This window comes from Candidatus Neomicrothrix sp., assembly GCF_035329545.1.
Classification (GTDB): domain Bacteria; phylum Actinomycetota; class Acidimicrobiia; order Acidimicrobiales; family Microtrichaceae; genus Microthrix; species Microthrix subdominans.
Genome location: NZ_DAOLGP010000021.1, coordinates 29,655 through 48,711 on the forward strand (window position 1 = coordinate 29,655; position 19,057 = coordinate 48,711).

Consider the following 19,057-nt stretch of genomic DNA (forward strand, 5'->3'; position numbering starts at 1 on the left):
CACGGGTCTGGCCGTCTCGCCAGCAGCGGCGAGATCGATGTGGTTGCCTGGTACTCCACGACCAGCCAGAGGAGTCCGATCGCATGGATGCCGTTCAGCTCACCCAATGGAAGCACGACCCCGAGGTGCGTGACGTCCCCGAGCCCGAACCCGGTCCAGGCCAGGTGCTGGTGCGGGTGGGTGGCGCCGGCCTGTGCCACTCCGACCTGCACCTCATCCACGACTTTGAGTCGGGCATGGTGCCCTTCGAGCCACCCTTCACCCTCGGTCACGAGAACGCGGGTTGGGTGGAGGCGTTGGGCGCCGGCGTCTCCAGGCTGGAAGTCGGCCAGCCGGTCGCCGTCTATGGCCCTACCGGTTGCGGCCAGTGCCGCCGCTGCATCCAGGGGCTGGAGAACTATTGCGAGCGCCAGGGCGAGCTCACCTCGATGGCGGCAGGCCTGGGCACCGATGGCGGCATGGCGCGGTACATGCTGGTCGACGACCCCCGCCACCTCCTGCCCCTCGGTGACTTGGACCCGGTGCAGGCGGCGCCCCTCACCGACGCCGCTCTGACGCCCTACCACGCGATCAAGCGGTCGCTCGGTCTGTTGGTGCCGGGGTCCTCCGTCGTCGTGATCGGTGTCGGTGGCCTCGGCTACATGGGCGTCCAACTGCTCGAGGTGCTCACCGGGGCCACGGTGATTGCGGTGGACACACGCCGATCGGCGCTCGACATGGCCGCCTCGGCCGGTGCCGAACACACGGTCACCGCAGGCGAGTCCGCCGCCGCCGAGATCGCCGAGCTCACCGGGGGCAAGGGTGCCGACGTGGTGCTCGACTTTGTCGGCAACGAGGCAACCATGCAGCTGGCCGTCGCCAGCGGTCGATCGCTCGGCCACATCACCATCGTCGGCATCGGCGGTGGCTCCTACCCGTTCAGCTTCTTCACCGTCCCCTACGAGGCCTCGCTGGCGTCGACCTATTGGGGCAGCATCTCCGAGCTGATCGAAGTGCTCGAGCTGGCCGAACGGGGCCTGATCCGCGCCGAGGTCGAGCGCGTCTCGATCGCCGAGGTTCCGGCGGCGTACGAGCGCCTCGCCCGAGGCGACGTCAACGGTCGCCTGGTGGCCGTTCCCGAGTGAACGATGTCGTTGGGCGAACCCCGGTCGTGTCGCCGCATCGTTGACCGACCCGCCCGGCTCATCCGCCCGCTCGTCGTTAGCCTTTCGCCATGTCCTCCGACCCGCCCACCTGGCTTCAACAAGCTCGCGACCAGTGGAAGCACCGAGGCCGAGACCGCCCGCCGTTTGCCGAGGAACCCGGCACCGATCAGGAGTCGGTGTGGGACTACCCGCGGCCGCCGGCGGTCGTGCCCGACGGACGCTCGATCGAGGTCGCCCACCTTGGTGACCTGGTTGCCCGATCGGCCACGTCGGTGCGGGTGCTTGAAACGTCCCACCCGCCGGCCTTCTATCTGCCGCCCGAGTCGGTGCTACCCGGGCGCCTGGTTCCGACGAGCGGCTCGTCACACTGCGAGTGGAAAGGCGCCGCCGAGTACCTGGCGGTGGCCGGCACCACCGAGCCCGTCGCCTGGCGCTACCCCAACCCCTATCCGGAGTTCGCCGACCAGGCCGGGTGGGTCTCGTTCTATCCCGGCCGTGTTGCCTGCAGCGTCGATGGCGAAACGGTGCGCGCCCAGGCGGGCGGCTTCTACGGCGGGTGGATCACCGACGACGTAGTCGGCCCGTTCAAGGGTGAGCCAGGCACCTCCGGCTGGTAGGCCTTGGGGCAGGGTGGGTTCTCGGGAAGTGGGCGGCCCCTCGAAGCGAGGAACAAGGCACACGATGATCAGGAGCACGCGATGACCACGACCACCGACGCACTCGAGGTCGATCGGCGCGACACCTCGGTCACCAGGCTGGTCACCGACACCCTGCCCGATGCCGACGACCTGCCCGACGGACAGGTGCGCATGCGGGTGGACCGGCTGGCGATCACAGCCAACACGGTCACGTACGCCGAGATGGGCGACATGTTGGGCTACTGGGACTTCTACCCCACCGGTGACGACACCTGGGGCCGGGTACCGGCGATGGGGTGGGCCGACGTCACCGCTTCGGCGCACCCCGATGTCGAGGCGGGCGGGCGTTATTACGGCTGGTTCCCGGTGGTTGGGACGGTCGACCTCTCCGTTACTCCCACCCGGCACGGGCTCCGCGACGACGGTGAGCACCGCCACGCCCATGCCCCGGTGTATCGCACCTTCGAGGACAGTCGCAGCGATCCCCTCGCTCCGACCGGGTTTGTTGATGCGGAGGAACTGGGCGACCTGGAGGACCGGCAGGCACTCCTACGAGGCCTCTTTCTCACCGGCTTTCTCGCCGATGCGTTCTTCGAGCACAACGACTGGTTCGGTGCCCGCCGCGCGGTCGTGTTGTCGGCCTCGTCCAAGACCGCCATCGCCTTCGCGGACTGTGCGTCGCAGCGTGGGCTCGATGCCTTGATCGGGGTCACGTCGCCGGGCAACGTCGACTTCGTGCGTGGGCTGGATCGATACAGCGATGTGGTCACCTACGACGAGATCGCCTCGATCGCCCCCGGTCCGGCGGTTGCGATCGACATGGCCGGCAACGGCCCGGCCACGCGAGCCCTTCATGGGAACCTGGGTGATGCCTTGGCCCATTCGATGCTGGTCGGGCGCAGCCACCACGACGCTCCCCCGGCCCGGCCCGACAAGGGCCCGAAGCCGGAGGTGTTCTTTGCGCCGACGGCGATGAGCCAGCTCGCCGAAGGTGGCACCGACCAGGCTGAGCTTCAGGAACGATCGGCGCCGGCGCTTCGGACTTTCGTCGAGGGCTCACGGGACTGGCTCGACGTCGATCGCTCGTCCGGCCCCGAGGCCACAGCGACAACGTGGGCCGAGGTTCACGCAGGCGCAGTGCCGCCGAACATCGGCCGGATCGTTTCGTTGCGCTGACCTACGTTGGCCCGTGCCTGCTGGGGTGCTCGTTGAGATAGGCCACAAAGCTGTTCAGCGATGCTCGGTTTCGGCCCACGGTCAGCGGGCCGAGCAACGGCGCCGTCGGAGCGATCAGACCGATCGGGGCCTCGTCCATGTCGATGCGGGTGCGGACGCTGCCGTCGGGTGCGGGGTCGCTCGCCAGCCAGAAGTCCACCCGACCTCGGCCGGCCGGACGGAACCGCACTTCCAGCGCCAGATGCCCGGGTCGGTCGATCTCGAGGATTTCGGAGCTGTCGTTGACCGTCAGAGGGCCGACCAGGCCCACCCGGTGATGAAAGCGGGCGCCCTCACTCGGCCAGTCATCGTCAACCGAGCGGATCGCCCGGCAACCGACCAGCCAAGTTGGGTAGGTCTCGGGATCGGAGAGGGCGTCGAACACCTCGTCGATGGGCCGGAGAACCCATCGGCTGACTCGGGCGGCGTGTGGTGGAGGGGTTGTCATGTTTGGTTGATACCCACGGTGGGCCACCGACGAAACCGTCTCAGGTTCGGGCGTAGGCGTCGAGTTCCTGTTGCAGCGCAGTGCACAGCACGCCCACCTCGGGAACCGCGTCGGGATCGGCGACGACGGTGACCGTCAGGGTGCCGGCGTAGGACAGAACGGCAAAGGCGACGCTCACGTTGCCGGAGATGGCACCGATGGGGAAGATCGCCGTTACGGGTAATCCGACGAAGCAGAGCAGATCCTCGGGGCCACGGAGGTTGGTCACGAAGCTGTTCACCAGCCGTTGCCGGTTGACAAACCATCGGAATGCGCCGAGCCGCGCGAGCCCGTCGAAGAGCGGCAACAGCAGATCCGCCGATGCCCCGCGCGGTGCGCTGCGGATCAGGGCTCCCCTGGCGACGATGACCCGAAGCCGTTCGACACGATTGGTGAGCGCCGGCAGTTCCATCGGGGCGACCCCCACCTGATTTCCCAGTTCGGCGGCGGTCGTCGCCTGCCGGCGGGACACCGGGATGGACACGACCAGGCGTTGCACCTGCTCCCCGCGCCCGGCGAGCAGGGTGAGAAGCGCACCGTCGATGGCGGACAGCACCACGTCGTTGACCGATCCCCCGTAGTCATGTGCCACGTCGACGACCGCGGCGAGTTCGACGGTTGCCACCGCCAATCGCCGATCTGGGCCGGTCGGACGGTTGAGCGAACAACGTGCCGCCTGCGTTCCGCCCGTGGCCCGCAGTTCCTTGACCGCCGCACCCACTCGGGCGGGTGCCCGGGGAAGGCGCGAGAGGCCTCGGACCCGACTGCGCAGCGCGTCGAGGGCCAGGCGGGACGTTGCGGGTGCCGGCCGGGGAAACTCGCGTTCCGGAGTCTCCTCCGCACCGTCGACCAGCCCCGCCAGCACGGCCAAACCGCCGATGCCATCGGCGAGCACGTGATGGAACACTGACGAGCGCTGTCGACATTGGGTCGAGCGGTACGAACCTCGCTGCCCACAGGGGCGGTCGTCCGGCAACCGTTCACGGGCGTAACCGGATCCGTTCGGTGGCTGGGTTGCCGTCGGCCTGATGATCGGCGTGGGTCTCGGTTCGTCCTTGGTCGTTGTCGCTCAGCGCAGCGCCTCCTGCTTCGGTTGGCGTGGCGCGCGGTCATCGCCACGGACTCGATCACGCCTGAGGATGAGCGCAACGGCGAGTGCGCCGACGACGAACAAGCCGAGGTCCTGCAGGTAGCCGTGGCCGACTGCAGCGAGCGGAGCCAGAACCGCCCAGATCGAAGGGATGACGAGGAGATGCTTGGGCAGGGGCGGTCGCGCCAACAACAACAGTCCGAACGTGGCGATCGCCGTCGGGCAGGGCGCCATGGCGAACAGCGGCGACTCGGGGTAGCCGAGGCCGAGAGCGAGGCCGATCAGCGGGTAGGCGACGAGCGCATAGCCCAGCGCCGCCCAACCAACCTGGCTCGTCGCCCTCGTGCAGGCTTCGAACGCGAGCCGATCGCCGAGGACGCCGTCGCCAACGAACAGGAATGCCTGGTACACGAACATCGCTCCGTAGATCGCTCCGAGCAGCGGATCGGTCTGTGCTGCGTGGCGACCGAAGAACACCACACCCAGCCACAGCCAAGCAGCGGCCAGGACTCCGCTGGTCAACCGGTCGGACCACCGGCCCGGGCGACCCAGGATGCCCACGAGCGCGACCCCGATCGCGGCGTAGGCCAACAGATGGCCCGGCCATACCGTCGGGTTGTATCCCGAAAACAGCCGGCGCAGCCCGTCGGCCTGATCCGCAACGGCGGCCGGGGTGGCCCTGGTGCTTGCCTCCGGGTCGGTGCGGACGAGCACGGTGTTCACCATCACCTGTGCAAAACGCTCCGGTTCCTGTACCCACGGTCGGTGCCCCGATCGATCGAAAACGAACAGCTCCTTGTCGGGCGCCTCGAGGCGGTCAAACCAGCGCTCGGCCAATGCCGAGCGTCCCCGCGCCTCGTACTTGCCCTGCACCAGGAAGACGGGTACCTCGAGGTGGGTCGTGTCGCGCAGATCTACATCCTCAAGCTCCGGATACAACGTCACATAGGTATCGAGAAGGTTCGCCATCGACCTCACCTGATCCATCAGCGAGTACTCGCTGACGAACAGGTTGTCGGTGGGTTCGCGTCGGCCTGGGAAACCCTCGATTCCCGAGTAGTCGTTCCAGCGCTGCTCCGAGGCGACGACCGGAGCCATGTCGACCAGGTCGTCGTACGGAGGAGGGCCGTTGGCCCGCAACGTCGAAGCCATGGCGTCGTCGCCGGTTTCGTCGGCATATGCCAACGCATCGGAGTAGAACATCCGGTCGGTGGCGAACGCATCAACCATTTGCCCTGCGCCGACGAATGCCGCGTACAGGTCCGGTCGCTGTTCGACGGCCCGAACCCCCAGAAACGTGCCCCACGAGTTGCCGACAACGTAGATGCGTTGCTTGCCGAAACGCTGGCGCAGGTAGTCGCTCACCTCGATGGTGTCCGACACCGCCCTCGTGAAGCTCAGCTTCGACGCCGGATCGAACTGACCGGTGGATCGTCCGGTACCCAGCTGGTCCCAGGTGACCACGACGAAGTGCTCCTCGAGCGGACGGGCGTACCTGCTCATCGACCCCAGCTCGGAGCCACCGGGCCCGCCGGCGAGGAAGAGGATCACCGGGCTCTCGAGGTCGTTGCCGCGTATCAGCATCGTCTGGTCGTCACCGCCGATGTTGACGGTGGTGAACTCGCTGATGCTTCCTGCCAGCGGTTGTCCGTCGGCACCGACGATCGCTGCCGTGCTCGCAGGCCGGACGAGGCCGACCGCCAGCACCAGCAGACCCGCGACGGCCACGCCAAACACCGCCCGGCCGAAGCTTGCGAAACCATTCCTTGGCCGGTGATTCCGCGTGCGCTGAGCCCCGAACGCCGCTCCTCCCATCATCGGGGCCACAGCGAGCACGCCGTGGACGAGACGGCCGACAACGAACGCCAGGATCCCGTACTCGCTCGACCACGTGATCCGGTCGACCGTGGCGCCGACGGCGCCGAGGCGCACCAACTCGAACACGGCGACAAAGACCAGCGGTGAGAACACGATCGCCCAGCGCGACCTGGCGGCACATCCAGCCACCAACCCGACGACCGCCCCCAGCGCCATCGCCGCCAAGGCCTGGACGGCGTCGTTTGGCCCTCGCGGCGTCCAGAGACCGGCGATGACCCCGTAGCCGGCAGCGACGGTGACGAGGACGATCCACCCGGCGATCCGCGGGCGCCGTCGCCCCTCGGATGGTGGCGTCCGTCCGGTCATTGCGTGCACCCCCGAGATCGTCGAAGTGGGGGCCTATCAAGTACAACCGATCTCGATTGGAGTCGCAAGCGATACCCGCCGCTCCCGAGCGATGCGCCATCCGGCCCGAGCCCTGTCGGAGAGCGCGTATCGATCGTCCGGCGTCACGAGGCGAGGGGCCAAGCCGGTCGATCAGCCCTCAGACCTCCCCGAGCACAAGGCGTGCCGGGCTGAGCTGTTGAGCGACTCCGGTCACTGACCTTTCAGCAAAGAACCTCTCGAGGTTGAAGCAGAGTCAGAGTATCGTGCAGAATCGACAAATAGCTGGACTTCAGGTTGGTGCCATGGCGTCCCCGGACGTTCGGTGCACGGCGCGTCAGACGGGCCCCGTCGGCTCCAAGCGGGGACCAAACGCCGTGGCGAGCGCCTGCGCTCGGGCAACGACCGTCGCCCGGCCGCCCGGGTGGCCGGGCGATGACCCGGCGGACGCCGTCGGTCCACGGAGGAAACCCGATACCCATGATCGAGTCGGGGCGCTGAAGACCCGAACGAATGCTACCGGCGGAGCTGAGCTGCTCCACGGTCGCTGCGATTGGGGCGCCGACGTCAGCGGTCCTGACGATCCACCATCGGCCAGCAGCATCGGGTCCGGCAGGGAGCGGATCACCCTGACCACGCACCGATCACGGCGATTCATCGGTCGGGTCCTGGTCTCCCCAGTCGATCCGGGCCGAGTCCGTCTCGATCACTGCGTCCCCTCGGCTGGCACCGAGGAAGTCCCACGCCCATGACACGAAGGCGTCGACGCGTTGACGTACGCCGCTCATGAGCCAGGCGTGCACTCCCAACCAGGCCGCAAAGGCGACCGTTCCGTGAAGCTCGTGGTGCCGTTTGCCGACCTCGGCAACTGCCGAGCCCCGGCCGACCATGGCCATGATCCCCTTGTCGCGGTAGCGGAACGGCTCCCGCTGACGGCCATCGACGTCGGCGAGGATGTTCCGTGCGGCCCAGCGGCCTGCTTGCAAGGCGACCGACCCCAACTGCGGGAGTGCCTGGCCGGTGTCGTCGGTCATGTTGGCCATGTCGCCGATCGCATAGACGCTCGGATGCCCGTCCACTGTCAGATCGGGTTGGGCCGTGAGGCGGCCACCCCTGCCGGCATCGAGGCCCGATGCGGCAGCCAGATCAGGTGCGGTGATTCCCCCTGCCCACACGACGGTCCGGCTGGCGATCTCGGTGCCGTCGCTGAGTAGGACGCCCTCGGCCGTGACCTCCTCAACCCCTGTTTTCAGGCGGAGGTTCACCCCGAGGGTCCCGAGTCGCTTCGTCGCATAGGCGCTCGCCGTGTCGGAAAAGGGTCCGAGCACCGCCGGGCCCAGATCGACGATGGTGATGGCCACCCTGTCCAGGTCGAGGTCCCGGTAGCGTTTGGGCATCACGTCATTGACCAGGTCGGCCATCGCCCCGGCCGTCTCGACGCCGGTGGGTCCAGCGCCGACCACAACGATGTTGAGCGCACCCCGATCGATCAGCGTCGCGTCGTTGTCGGCGTCCTCGAACACCTCGAACAGCCGGTTGCGCAGCCGGTTGGCATCTGCGACCGAGTAGAGCGGAAACGCATGTTGCTGCGCTCCGGGAGTGTTGAAAAAGTTCGGTTTCGAACCCGCTGCGAGCACGAGGTAGTCGCCGCCGAACGTGTCACCGTCGGCGGTGGTGACGCTTCGACCGTCGACGTCGACCGAGACGACGTCGACCCGTTTGACCCTGACGCTGGGATGCCTGGCGAAGATCCCCCGCAGCGGCCGGGCCACATCAACCACCGCCAGTTCGGCGGTGGCCACCTGGTAGAGCAGCGGTTGGAACTGGTGGTAGTTGTTACGGTCCAACAGCGTGACCGCAACATCGTGGCGGGCCAACCGGGTCGCGCATCCGACACCTGCGAATCCGCCCCCGACCACCACCACCGTGGACCGTTGCTCAGCCATTGCCGAGAGCCTGATCCAAGTCCATCGCTGCCACGATGAGCGAGAGGTGGGTGAACGCCTGGGGGAAGTTGCCGAGCTGGTCGCCGGTGGCCCCGATTTCCTCTGAGAACAGGCCGATGTGGTTGGCGTAGGTCAACATTTTGTCGAACGTGAGCCGGGCCTCGGCGACCCGGCCGGACTTCGCCAGAGCGGAGACATACCAGAAGGTACACAGTGAGAACGTGCCCTCCGAGCCCGCCAGCCCGTCGGGGGACGCACTTGGGTCGTAGCGGTACACCAGGCTGTCGGACACCAACGTTCGGTCCATGGCCGCCAGGGTGGAGATCCACTTGGGGTCGGTCGATGAGATGAAGCCCACGAGCGGCATCAACAGCAGCGATGCATCCAGGACATCGCTACCTTCGTACTGAACGAACGCAGCCATCTCCGCGTTCCACCCCTTGTCGTGGATGGTTCGGTGCAGCTCGTTGCGCACTTCGGTCCATCGCTGAAGCGGCGCCGGCAGCGATCGGTTGATTGCGATGCGGATGGCCCGGTCGAATGCGACCCAGGTCATCAGTCGCCCGTACACGAAGCGACGTTGCCCGCCCCGTGTCTCCCAGATCCCTTCCTCCGGTCGGTCCCAGTTATCGCACAGCCAGTCGATGATCTCGATGATGTCGGCCCAGCCGGCGTTTCCCAGGAAGTAGCCCGCCTCGTCGATGAGGAGTAACGCGTCGAGGAACTCGCCGTAAATGTCGAGCTGCAGCTGATCCGCCGCACCGTTCCCTATCCGCACGGGGCTCGAACCGCGGTAGCCGTCGAAACCCTCCACGATCTCCTCGGTCAGGTCGGAGCTGCCGTCGACTCGGTACATGATGTTGAGCGGTGTCGAGCCGTCGGACCGCCGCTCCTCCGCACGCCGGCGCATCCAGAGCGAGAAGCCCACCGCCTCGTCCTCGAAGCCCAGCTTGAGCAGCGCCCGCACCGAGAAGGATCCGTCGCGTACCCAGGTGTAGCGGTAGTCCCAGTTGCGTTCGCCTCCGATCTGTTCGGGGAGCCCGCCCGTGGGTGCGGCCACGATGGCGCCCGAGGGCGCATACGTCATGAGCTTCAAGGTGATGGCGGACCGGTAGACCGTCTCGCGCCATCGACCCCGGTAGCGTCCTCGCTCGACCCAGTCGTGCCAATAACCGTTCGTGGCCTCGAAAAGCGCCTGGAGCTCGTCGCGTTTCACGCGCTGTGGAGTGGCACCGGCCGTCGCATCCAGCACGAATCCGGCCTGGTCACCTTCCGAGAGCGCCACGTGTGCGGTGGCGTCGTCCCCATCCCGTTCGAGCACCTCTGACGACGACAGTCCCAGCACGACCTCCCCAGCGTCGAAGCGAGCGCGGTGGCCATCGACGCTCGTGGTGTGGGCGCGGCGGGCGAAGTCGAAACGCGGTGCCACCCGGACCCGGAACTCGAAGTGACCCCGCACGCACCGAAGCATCCGCACGATGCGGCGTCGTCCGTGGGCCACGTGCGGATCGTCGATCGGCATGAAGTCGATGAGTTCTGCGACGCCGGTGTTCGCCAGGTACCGGGTGACCAGGATGGCGCTGTCCGGCAGGTACATCTGCTTGGTCACGGTCGACGGGTCGTTTGCGTCCACGCGGAACGCCCCGCCCTTGTCGGCATCGAGCAGCGCGGCGAACACGCTCGCAGAGTCGAAGCGCGGGCAGCAGAAGAAGTCGATGGCGCCGTCGGTGGAAACAAGTGCCGCCGACTGCATGTCGCCGATCAGGCCATGATCAGCGATCGGTGGGTACCCAGCGGTGTTGGTCACGACGGCGCTCGTCTCTCGGGGGGGGGTAGGTCAGGTTGTTCGGGGTGGGTACGTCGGGCCCTGCAGCTCGATCAGGTCCATGGCTCGTGCCACTTGCCGATGCCGTTGACAAGCGCATCAGCGGCTTCGGGGCCCATGGTCCCGGGCGCATAGGTGTGCACCGGCGGAGGGGAATCAAGGAGCGGTTGCATGACCCGCCATGCCTCTTCCACCCCGTCCTGGCGGGTGAAGCGCGTCTTGGCACCGATCATGGCGGCGTGCAGAAGCACCTCGTAGGGGGTGGGGCCTTCGCCGCCCTCGTCTGCGAACAACATGTCGAGCGTGATCGGTTCGGGGTGGGGCGTGCCCGAACGGAGGGCGTCCAGCGTGATCTGCACGCCGGTGGAGGGGTCGAGCTTCACCACGATCTGGTCCGTTTCGGCCCGGTGGCCGCGCAGCTCTCCAAAACCGAGCCTCGGTGGGTTTTTCAACACGAGCCGGAGCTCGGTCTGGGTGGTGGCCAGGCACTTGCCGGTGCGGATGAAGAACGGGACACCCGACCAGCGCCAGTTGTCGATCTCCAGGCGAAGCGCGGCGAACGTCTCGGTCGTCGAGTCGGCGGCAACGCCGTCGACATCGAGGTAGCCGTCGTATTGTCCCCGCACGTAGTGAGCGGGGTCGGCGTCATCGACCGCCCGGAACGCCGCGACCACCGCATCTTTGAGGTAGTCCGGATGCCCACCGGCCGGTGGCTCCATGGCGGCGGCCGCAACCACCTGCATGAGGTGGTTGACCACGACGTCGCGGAGGGCTCCAACCGGATCGTAGAAGTGGCCGCGATCGGCCACTCCGAAGTTCTCGGCCAGGGTGATCTGCACCGACTCCAGGTAGTTGCGGTTCCACACCGGCTCGAGCAGCGTGTTGGCGAATCGCAGGTAGAGGATCTCCTCGAGACCCATCTTGCCGAGGTAGTGGTCGATCCGCAGCAGCTGCGACTCATCGAGGTACTGGTGGAGCTCATCGGCCAGCGCCCGCGCCGATGCGAGGTCGTTGCCGAACGGTTTCTCCACCACGACCCGCGCTGTGCCGGTGAGTCCGGCGTCGGACAGTCCTTTGATGACGGTGGCGAACAGGAACGGTGGGATCTCGAGGTAGAACACAGGCTGTTCAGCACCTGTGATCGCTGCGCCCACCCGTCCGTACGTGGAGTCGTCCGCGAAGTCGCCCTGCACATAGGACATCCGGTTGGCCAGCCGGCCGAACACCTCGTCATCGAGTTCTTCGCCCGTTCCCACAATCGAGTCCCTGGCCCGCTCAACAAGTTGGTCCTTGGTCCAGTCCTCGAATGCAACGCCGACGATGGGGCAGTCGATCAACCCCCGGCGTTCCAGTCGGTACAACGACCGAAACGTCATCACCTTCGCCAGGTCGCCGGTGATCCCGAAGACCACAAAGACATCACATTTCCGGGGCGCGTCCGTCACGTCGGCTCCTCTCTCGGTCTGGTCCGCTGGTGCTCGGGCCAGACCCTCAGCTTCAGTGGACCACGCGTTCCGTCGCGTCGGCATCCCCCGACCTGGGTGAGCTGTCGTCGGCCTAGTTCGGGACGGTCCCCTTGCCGGCCTTCTTGTCCTTCTTGACCTGCCGCTCTTCTTTTGCGGTTTTGGATGCTCGACACCGGCGCCAGAACTACATCCACCACCAGGCCCGAGATCGCACGGTCGCACTGTTCGTCCGCACCGCCAAGCAGGACGAATCCGGCCGCACACTGCCCTACTTCTGCGCCGGCACCGCCAGCTACGTCGAGCACCGGTCCGAGCGGCCTATCCAGATCACCTGGAAGCTGCACCACCCACTGCCAGGCGACATCTTCACCAGCTACCGCGCCGCCGTCGTGTTGCCCGGCGAGGGCAGGGCTGCAACCGTCGAGGCCGATGCCGGGGGTACGTTCATGACGATGCATCAACTCGTTGTCTCCGGGGTGTGTAAACGCTTCGGGCGTACCACGATCCTGGAAGACGTCGACCTGGCGGTGGCACGCGGGGAGGTGGTGGCGCTCACCGGCGAAAACGGGGCTGGCAAGTCCACGCTGATGGGGATCTGCGCCGGGCTGATCCGAGCCGACAGCGGCACCGTTCAACTTGGCGGGGCCATCGGGTACTGCCCGCAGACTCCGGGGCTGTTCGACCTGCTCACGGCGGAGGATCACCTGGTGATGTTTGGTCGTGGCAGCGGGCTGGGTCGGGCCGAATCGCTGCGTCGTGGCTATGCCGCTCTCGAGGAATTTGGCTATCCGATGCACGAACGGACGGTCGTGGCCGACCTATCGGGCGGTACCCGCCAGAAGCTGAACCTGGCGCTGGCCCTGCTGACCGACCCGTCCGTGCTGCTGCTCGACGAGCCCTACCAAGGGTTCGACCGGGGCACTTACGTCAACTTCTGGGACCACTGCGAGACGTGGCGTCGCGCCGGCAAATCGGTCGTGGTCGTCACCCACATGCTCGCCGAACTGGACCGCGTCGACCGGGTGGTCGAGCTGCCCGCTCACCCGTCGAGGGCACATCACCCTGGATGGTGAAAGGAGACGGCTCATGAAGGCACTGCAGCGGGTGTTGATTATGGCGGAGATGCACGGCCGCGACCTGACCCGTCGCCACGTCGCCCTGGGCCTCCTCGTCGCCCTGCCGTTGTCCTTCTACCTTGCGTCAAGCCGCGACAACACCCAGGCCCTGTCCGCCGGTGGCATCGGCATGGCCTTCGCCGTCTCGGGGGCAACGCTGTTCTCGGTTCTCTCCTCACAAAACGTCGACCAGCGCCTCATCCTCGGCGGCTACCGCCCGGTCGATCTGCTGATCGGCCGGCTCCTGTTTCTCGGGCCGCTTGGCCTCGTCATCGCCGCCGGTTTCAGCGTTTTGATGAGCGTGATCTCCCACCCGGCGCGTCCGTGGGTCCTCGTGCTTGGCGTGGCCCTCGTTGCGTTGCAGTCGGTGCCGTTCGGGTTGGCGGTGGGATCGGCCTTGTCTCGTGAACTCGAAGGCACCCTGGTGCTGATCGGCGTGGTGGGCATGCAGCTCGCGGTGGGGCCCGACGCCGCCATCGCCAAGTTTCTGCCGTTCTACGGCCCCCGCCGCCTGATCGAGGGCGCCAGTCAACAACAAGCGGCGATCCTCGGGCCGGTCGTTCAGACCGTGCTCTACGGACTCGCCCTGCTCGTGGTGGCGCGGTTGTTTATGAACCGACGCATCGCCGTGCAACGTCACCCCTTCATCGATCCAACCGGTGACCCGCAGGACACCAACGCTTCGCCAGCACGAGCGGACGGGAGCAATTGAAGGGGGACTTGCCATGGTGTTGCTTGGGAACAAGGTTGCCGTCGTGAACGGTCGGGCAGAGGGCATGGGCGCATCGCACGTCCGTGTACTGCTGGCGACCACAAGCCCTCTTCGGGCCCGCTCCGTCCCATGTGAATTCTCACGGCAATTACGTGAGACTCCGAGCGATCGGGTAGAAATGAAGGTTCCGCACGTCTCCCAACGAAGCGAGCCTTCACCATGCGAGTACGGAACTGTCTGGTAGCTGTGATCGCGGGCGCCAGCGTGCTGGCCGCCTGCGAGCCGTCCCCACCGCCCCCGACGAACCCACCCCCTCAAAGCTGGAAGCTCACCTTCTCGGACGAATTCCAAGGCTCCAGCCTGGACACGTCGAAGTGGACCCCGGAGCACTCCACCTATGGCGACGGCGGTGGCTCCATCCACTGCAACACACCCGACAACGTGAGCGTGGCCGATGGTGCGCTGGTGATCGAGGGACGCAAGGAGCAAGTCCGTTGCCCGAACAACGGCGGAATCGATCGGGATTACTCGACCGGCCTGGTCCGCACGAAGGGCAAGTTCTCCCAGGCGTATGGTCGCTTCGAAGTCCGGGCGAAAATGCCGAAGGGAAAGGGACTCTGGACCGGACTGTGGATGCTGTCTGAGAACTACCCGTACGGCGATAACGGGCAGTCCGGAGAGATCGACATCGTGGAGACGTTCGGCGACCGGGCCGACGAGGCGACGACGACGGCACATTGGAGCCACAATCGATGCGGGTGGGGGTGCTCCAAGATGGGCAAGAGCACCAAGCTCACCGGCGGAGATATCTCCGCCTGGCACACCTACGCCGTCGAATGGGAGCCCCGCTCCATCGCGTGGTTCATCGACGGCAAGCAGGTCCACAAGCTGGGCGAAGGTGGCTCCTACAAGTGGGGCGACCAGGGTCCGAAGGCGGACGCCTGGCCTGCCGACGGCGGAACCCAGCCGCGCTTTCCGCAGCCGTTCACCGCAGACAACCCGATGAACCTCCTCATCAACTTGCAGATCGGGGGTACCTGGCCGGGTTACCCGGATGGCTCCACCCGGTTCCCCGCCAAGATGTCGGTTGACTACGTGCGGGTGTATCAGCGGTCCTGACCCTCAGGCTGGTGCCATGGCGTCCCCGGACGTTCGGTGCACGGCGCGTCAGACGGCGCCCGTCGGCTCGAAGCGGGGACCAAACGCCGTGGCGAGCGCCTGCGCTCGGGCAACGAACTTCGCCCGGCCGCCCGGGTAGCTGGCGATGAACTGGCGGACGCCGCCGGTCCACGGAGGAAACCCGATACCCATGATCGAGCCGATGTTGGCGTCGGGATCCGAGGCGATCACTCCCTCGTCGAAACACTGCTGCGTCCCGATCATCGACTCGATCACGCCGGCCGACACTCGCGCCGCTTCGGAGGCTGGAGTGCCGTCGCGATCGGCGGCCGCAAGCGTCTCGTCCATGATCTTGCGCATCGTCCCAAAGCTCAGCTCGTCGGCCAGCTGCAGGGGCCCGGCGGGATACCCGGCCTGAAGGGCGGCCTGCTCGATCACCGCCGGGTCGATCCCCTCGTGCAGCATTTTGATCGCCTCGGTGAGGAACGTTGCGAAGACGCGCGTGGTGAAGAAGCCCCGACCGTCGTTGACGACGATCGGATACTTCCCAATCGCCAGCACGAAGTCGATGGCCTTCGCCAGGGCCTCGTCCGAGGTCTGCTCGCCTCGGATGACCTCGACGGGGTCCATTTTGATCACCGGTGAGAAGAAGTGGATGCCGACGAAGTTCTCCGGCCGTGTCACGCCCGTGGCCAATCCGGTGATCGGGAGGGACGAGGTATTGGAGCCCAGCACTGCGTCGGGATCGATGTGACCCTCGATCTCGGCAAACACCTGGTGCTTCAGCTCGGTGTTTTCGAACACCGCTTCGACCACAATGTCGACGCCCTCGAAGTCGGCGGCGTCCGCGATGGGGGTGATCCGGTTGAGCAGCGCCGTGGACCGCTCCTCGGTGGTCAGCCCCCTGGAGAGTGTGCCCGCCTCGCGGCCCTCGCCATAGGCTCTTCCTTTCAGCGCCGCGTCGTGGGTGACGTCCTTGAGCACCACATCGATGCCGGCCTTGGCCGTCACGTAGGCGATGCCGGCGCCCATCATCCCGGCACCGACGATCCCCACCTTGGTCGGCCGGCTCTTCGCAACACCTTTCGGCCGGGAGTCGCCGCGCTGCACGGCCTGCAGGTCGAAGAAGAACGCCTGGATCATGTTTTTGGCCACCTGGCCGGTGACCAGGCTGATGAAGTACCGGGTCTCGATGGTCGACGCCGTGTCGAAGTCCACCTGGGCGCCCTCGACGGCCGCGGCCATGATCGCCCGGGGAGCGGGCATCGGCTGACCGTTGAGCTGGCGGCGCAGGTTCGCCGGGAAGGCAGGCAGAAACTCCATGAACGCCGGCGTGGACGGGGTCCCGCCGGGAATCTGAAAGCCGGGGGCATCCCAGGGCTGCACGTGGCCGTCCGGGTTGGCCGTGATCCAGGCCTTGGCTGCGGGCACGAGCTCGTCGATGGAGCCGACCAACTCGTCGACCACGCCCACCTTGAGGGCCTTCGACGGCCTCATGCGGTCGCCGTTGAGCAGCACCGACATCAGCGCGTTCTGGATGCCGAGCAGGCGCACGGTGCGCACCACTCCCCCGGCCCCGGGCAGAACCCCGACCCCGTCGCTCCCAAGGGGTGGCCCAAGGCGATGGCGCCGCCGTTGACGTTGTAGCGGTCGTCCGAGACGTCGAACGTCTTTTGGACGTGCAGGGCGACGGCGCGAAGGCCTCGTTCATCTCAAACACGTCGATGTCGGCGACCGACAGGTCGGCAATGGCCAGTGCCTTGTTGACCACAGGGATAGGCCCCTCAAACATCAGCACCGGGTCGGCGCCACTGGTAGCGGCGGCGATGATGCGCGCCCGGGGCGTCAGCCCGCTGGCCCGACCGGCCTCCTCGCTGCCCACCAGCACCAGCGCTGCGCCGTCGACGATGCCCGAGCTGTTGCCGGCGGTGTGCACGTGATCGATCCGCTCGACGTGCGGGTAGCGCTGCTTGGCCACGTCGTCGAAGCCGCCCAGCTCGGCGAGGCCTGCGAAGGCGGAGCCAAGCTTGCCGAGCCCGTCGGCGGTCACCTCGGGTCGCATGTGCTCGTCCTCAGCGAGGATGGTGAGCCCGTTGATGTCCTTGACGGGCACGACCGACCTGGCGAAATACCCGCCGGACCAGGCGGCGGCGGCCAGCTGTTGGGAACGCATCGCGCACTCGTCGACGTCGCGGCGGGAAATCCCGTTGATCGTGGCGAGCAGGTCACACGCGATGCCCTGCGGGATGAAGTAGTTGTCGTAGGCGGTGGCCGGGTCCATCGCCATGGCGCCGCCGTCGGAGCCCATCGCCACCCGCGACATCGATTCGACGCCGCCGGCGATCACCAGCTCGTCGAACCCCGAACGGATCGACTTGGCGGCCAGGTTGACCGACTCGAGGCCGGAGCCGCAGAAGCGGTTCAGCTGCACGCCGGCGACCGTGTCGGGCATCCCGGCAGCGGTGGCGGCGGTGCGGGCGATGTCCATGCCCTGGTCCCCCACCGGCGTCACGCAGCCGAGGATCACGTCGGAGATCCGCTGCTCGTCCAGATCGGGGAACCGGCCCCGAAGCTCGTCGATCAGGCCGACGACCAGATCGATCGGCTTCACGCCGTGCAATGCGCCGCTGCGCTTGCCCGTGCCACGGGGGGTGCGGATGGCCTCGAAAATGAAGGCATCGGTGATGGCGGAGGTCATGGCCCGACGGTACGAGCGGGGGCTCGCAGCCGATATGACCGAACAGGTCGAGTTACGTGACCAGATTGTCCACATGGGCGGTCGCCGTACACGAAGGTCGCCGACTGCGCCCGCTCCCGTCAGAGCAGTGACCGGCGGCATACCGTTGGCTGGAGGCCACTGCCCCCAATCTACGAATGGAGATCGACCATGACCGAGCGCTACCGCTGGATGGACGACGAGACCGAAGCCCTCGAGAAGCTCGCCTTCGACTTTTTTTCCAAGGAGGCGACGCCCAACGAGGAGCGCTACCGCGCCCAGCACCACGTCGACCGCGACCTGTGGACCAAGGCGGGCGAGCTGGGCCTGCTGTGCGCCAGCATCCCCGAGGAATACGGCGGGGGCGGCGGCACCTTCGCCCACGAGGCGGCGCTTGTCTACGGGCAGATGCGTGCCCAGGCGTCCAGCTTCGGCGGCCAGGTTCACTCGGCGATCATCGCCCACTACCTCAACGGCTGTGGCACGGAAGCCCAGAAGCAGGAGTGGCTGCCCAAGATGGCGACGGGCGAGGTGGTCACCGCGATCGCCATGACCGAACCGGGCACCGGGTCCGATCTCCAGGCCATCCGCACCACCGCCATCAAGGACGGCGACGAGTACGTCATCAACGGGTCGAAAACGTTCATCACCAACGGCTTCCTGTGCGACCTGGTCGTGGTGGTGGCCAAGACCGACCCGTCGGAGGGCGCCAAGGGCATCTCCCTGCTGCTGGTCGAGACCGACCGCGACGGCTTTGAGCGGGGCCGCAACCTGGAGAAGGTGGGCCAGCATGGTCTGGACACCTGCGAGCTCTTCTTCGACGACGTCCGGGTGCCGGCCGGCAACCTGCTCAGTGGCGTCGAGGGCCAGGGGTTCGCCTCGTTGATGGAGCAGCTCCCCCAGGAACGGCTGATCCTGTCGGTCAGCGGCGTCGCCAACATGCACGTCATCATGGAGGAGACCCTGCGCTACACCAAGGAGCGCCAGGCGTTCGGCAAGGAGCTCTTCGGGTTTCAGAACACGCGCTTCGAGCTCGCCGAGTGCGACACGTTGGTCAGCGTCACCCAGTGCTACCTCGACGAGTGCATCATGAAGCATCTCGACGGCGCCCTCGACTACAAGGACGCCTCCAAGATCAAGTGGTGGAGCACCGAGCAGCAGAACGTCGTCGCCGACCGTTGCCTCCAGCTGTTCGGGGGCTACGGCTACATGACGGAGTACCCCATCTCCCGGCAGTGGACCGATGCCCGGGTGCAGAAGATCTACGGCGGCACCAACGAGATCATGAAGGAACTGATCTCGCGGTTCCTGTGAGCGCAGAGCAGCCCCAAACGGGCCGCTCGTCGGGCTGAAGGTGCTCGAGATCGCCAGCCTGGCCCCG

Annotated in this window: 13 protein-coding genes and 2 pseudogenes; 7 read left to right on the forward strand and 8 right to left on the reverse strand. The window is 66.9% G+C overall.

The features are described 5' to 3' along the window. Positions 1–83: 83 nt before the first annotated feature. From PKD89_RS12300 to PKD89_RS12310, 3 genes are all read left to right on the forward strand, one after another. Positions 84–1,124: an NAD(P)-dependent alcohol dehydrogenase gene (locus PKD89_RS12300; RefSeq protein WP_289010123.1), complete on the forward strand. Its 1,041-nt coding sequence runs from the start codon at positions 84–86 to the stop codon at positions 1,122–1,124. An 89-nt stretch (positions 1,125–1,213) separates the two neighbouring features. Continuing rightward, positions 1,214–1,762 (forward strand): DUF427 domain-containing protein, encoded by a 549-nt coding sequence (locus PKD89_RS12305; RefSeq protein WP_287391750.1) that lies wholly within the window; start codon positions 1,214–1,216, stop codon positions 1,760–1,762. Positions 1,763–1,843: 81 nt separating this feature from the next. Continuing rightward, entirely contained in the window at positions 1,844–2,959 is a 1,116-nt protein-coding gene (locus PKD89_RS12310) for a DUF2855 family protein (protein WP_289010122.1), read from the forward strand. A gap of 1 nt (position 2,960) precedes the next feature. Here the strand turns inward: PKD89_RS12310 and PKD89_RS12315 are convergent, their stop codons facing one another. The 6 genes from PKD89_RS12315 to zwf all read right to left on the reverse strand — a co-directional run bounded on the left by PKD89_RS12315 (position 2,961) and on the right by zwf (position 11,993). Further along, a complete protein-coding gene (locus tag PKD89_RS12315) occupies positions 2,961–3,446 on the reverse strand; it encodes an SRPBCC family protein (protein WP_289010121.1) in 486 nt (161 codons plus the stop codon). 40 nt (positions 3,447–3,486) lie between these two features. Continuing rightward, positions 3,487–4,392: a WS/DGAT domain-containing protein gene (locus PKD89_RS12320; RefSeq protein ID WP_289010120.1), complete on the reverse strand. Its 906-nt coding sequence runs from the start codon at positions 4,390–4,392 to the stop codon at positions 3,487–3,489. A gap of 162 nt (positions 4,393–4,554) precedes the next feature. Beyond that, positions 4,555–6,759 carry a DUF6064 family protein gene (locus PKD89_RS12325; protein ID WP_289010119.1) on the reverse strand — a complete coding sequence of 735 codons (2,205 nt, stop codon included), beginning with the start codon at positions 6,757–6,759 and terminating at the stop codon, positions 4,555–4,557. 662 nt (positions 6,760–7,421) lie between these two features. Beyond that, complete coding sequence (locus PKD89_RS12330; protein ID WP_289010118.1) at positions 7,422–8,723, reverse strand: NAD(P)/FAD-dependent oxidoreductase; 1,302 nt, start codon at positions 8,721–8,723, stop codon at positions 7,422–7,424. Next, positions 8,716–10,530, reverse strand: coding sequence for a glycoside hydrolase family 15 protein (locus PKD89_RS12335; protein WP_289010117.1), 1,815 nt, complete (start codon positions 10,528–10,530; stop codon positions 8,716–8,718). The genes PKD89_RS12330 and PKD89_RS12335 overlap by 8 nt, the downstream gene beginning before the upstream one ends. 71 nt (positions 10,531–10,601) lie before the next feature. Then, a complete protein-coding gene (gene zwf, locus PKD89_RS12340; RefSeq protein WP_289010116.1) occupies positions 10,602–11,993 on the reverse strand; it encodes a glucose-6-phosphate dehydrogenase in 1,392 nt (463 codons plus the stop codon). Positions 11,994–12,136: 143 nt separating this feature from the next. On the opposite strand from zwf, the gene PKD89_RS12345 reads away from it, so the two are divergent. From PKD89_RS12345 to PKD89_RS12355, 3 genes are all read left to right on the forward strand, one after another. Further along, entirely contained in the window at positions 12,137–13,087 is a 951-nt protein-coding gene (locus PKD89_RS12345; protein WP_289010115.1) for an ATP-binding cassette domain-containing protein, read from the forward strand. Between the two features lie 13 nt (positions 13,088–13,100). Then, positions 13,101–13,841: a hypothetical protein gene (locus PKD89_RS12350; protein WP_287379126.1), complete on the forward strand. Its 741-nt coding sequence runs from the start codon at positions 13,101–13,103 to the stop codon at positions 13,839–13,841. 219 nt (positions 13,842–14,060) lie between these two features. After that, the gene (locus PKD89_RS12355; protein ID WP_287393033.1) at positions 14,061–14,960 is read left to right on the forward strand and encodes a glycoside hydrolase family 16 protein; all 900 of its coding nucleotides are present in this window, start codon (positions 14,061–14,063) and stop codon (positions 14,958–14,960) included. Positions 14,961–15,008: 48 nt separating this feature from the next. On the opposite strand, the pseudogene PKD89_RS12360 reads toward PKD89_RS12355, so the two are convergent. Together PKD89_RS12360 and PKD89_RS19830 are read right to left on the reverse strand one after the other, a co-directional pair. Beyond that, a pseudogene (locus PKD89_RS12360) lies at positions 15,009–16,553 on the reverse strand (3-hydroxyacyl-CoA dehydrogenase NAD-binding domain-containing protein); the annotation flags it as partial. Then, positions 16,550–17,658: pseudogene (locus tag PKD89_RS19830) on the reverse strand (acetyl-CoA C-acetyltransferase); the annotation flags it as partial. The pseudogenes PKD89_RS12360 and PKD89_RS19830, both read right to left, overlap by 4 nt. 189 nt (positions 17,659–17,847) lie before the next feature. Between PKD89_RS19830 and PKD89_RS12375 the strand changes: the two are divergent. Continuing rightward, positions 17,848–18,990: an acyl-CoA dehydrogenase family protein gene (locus PKD89_RS12375; RefSeq protein WP_287379131.1), complete on the forward strand. Its 1,143-nt coding sequence runs from the start codon at positions 17,848–17,850 to the stop codon at positions 18,988–18,990. Positions 18,991–19,057: the final 67 nt, after the last annotated feature.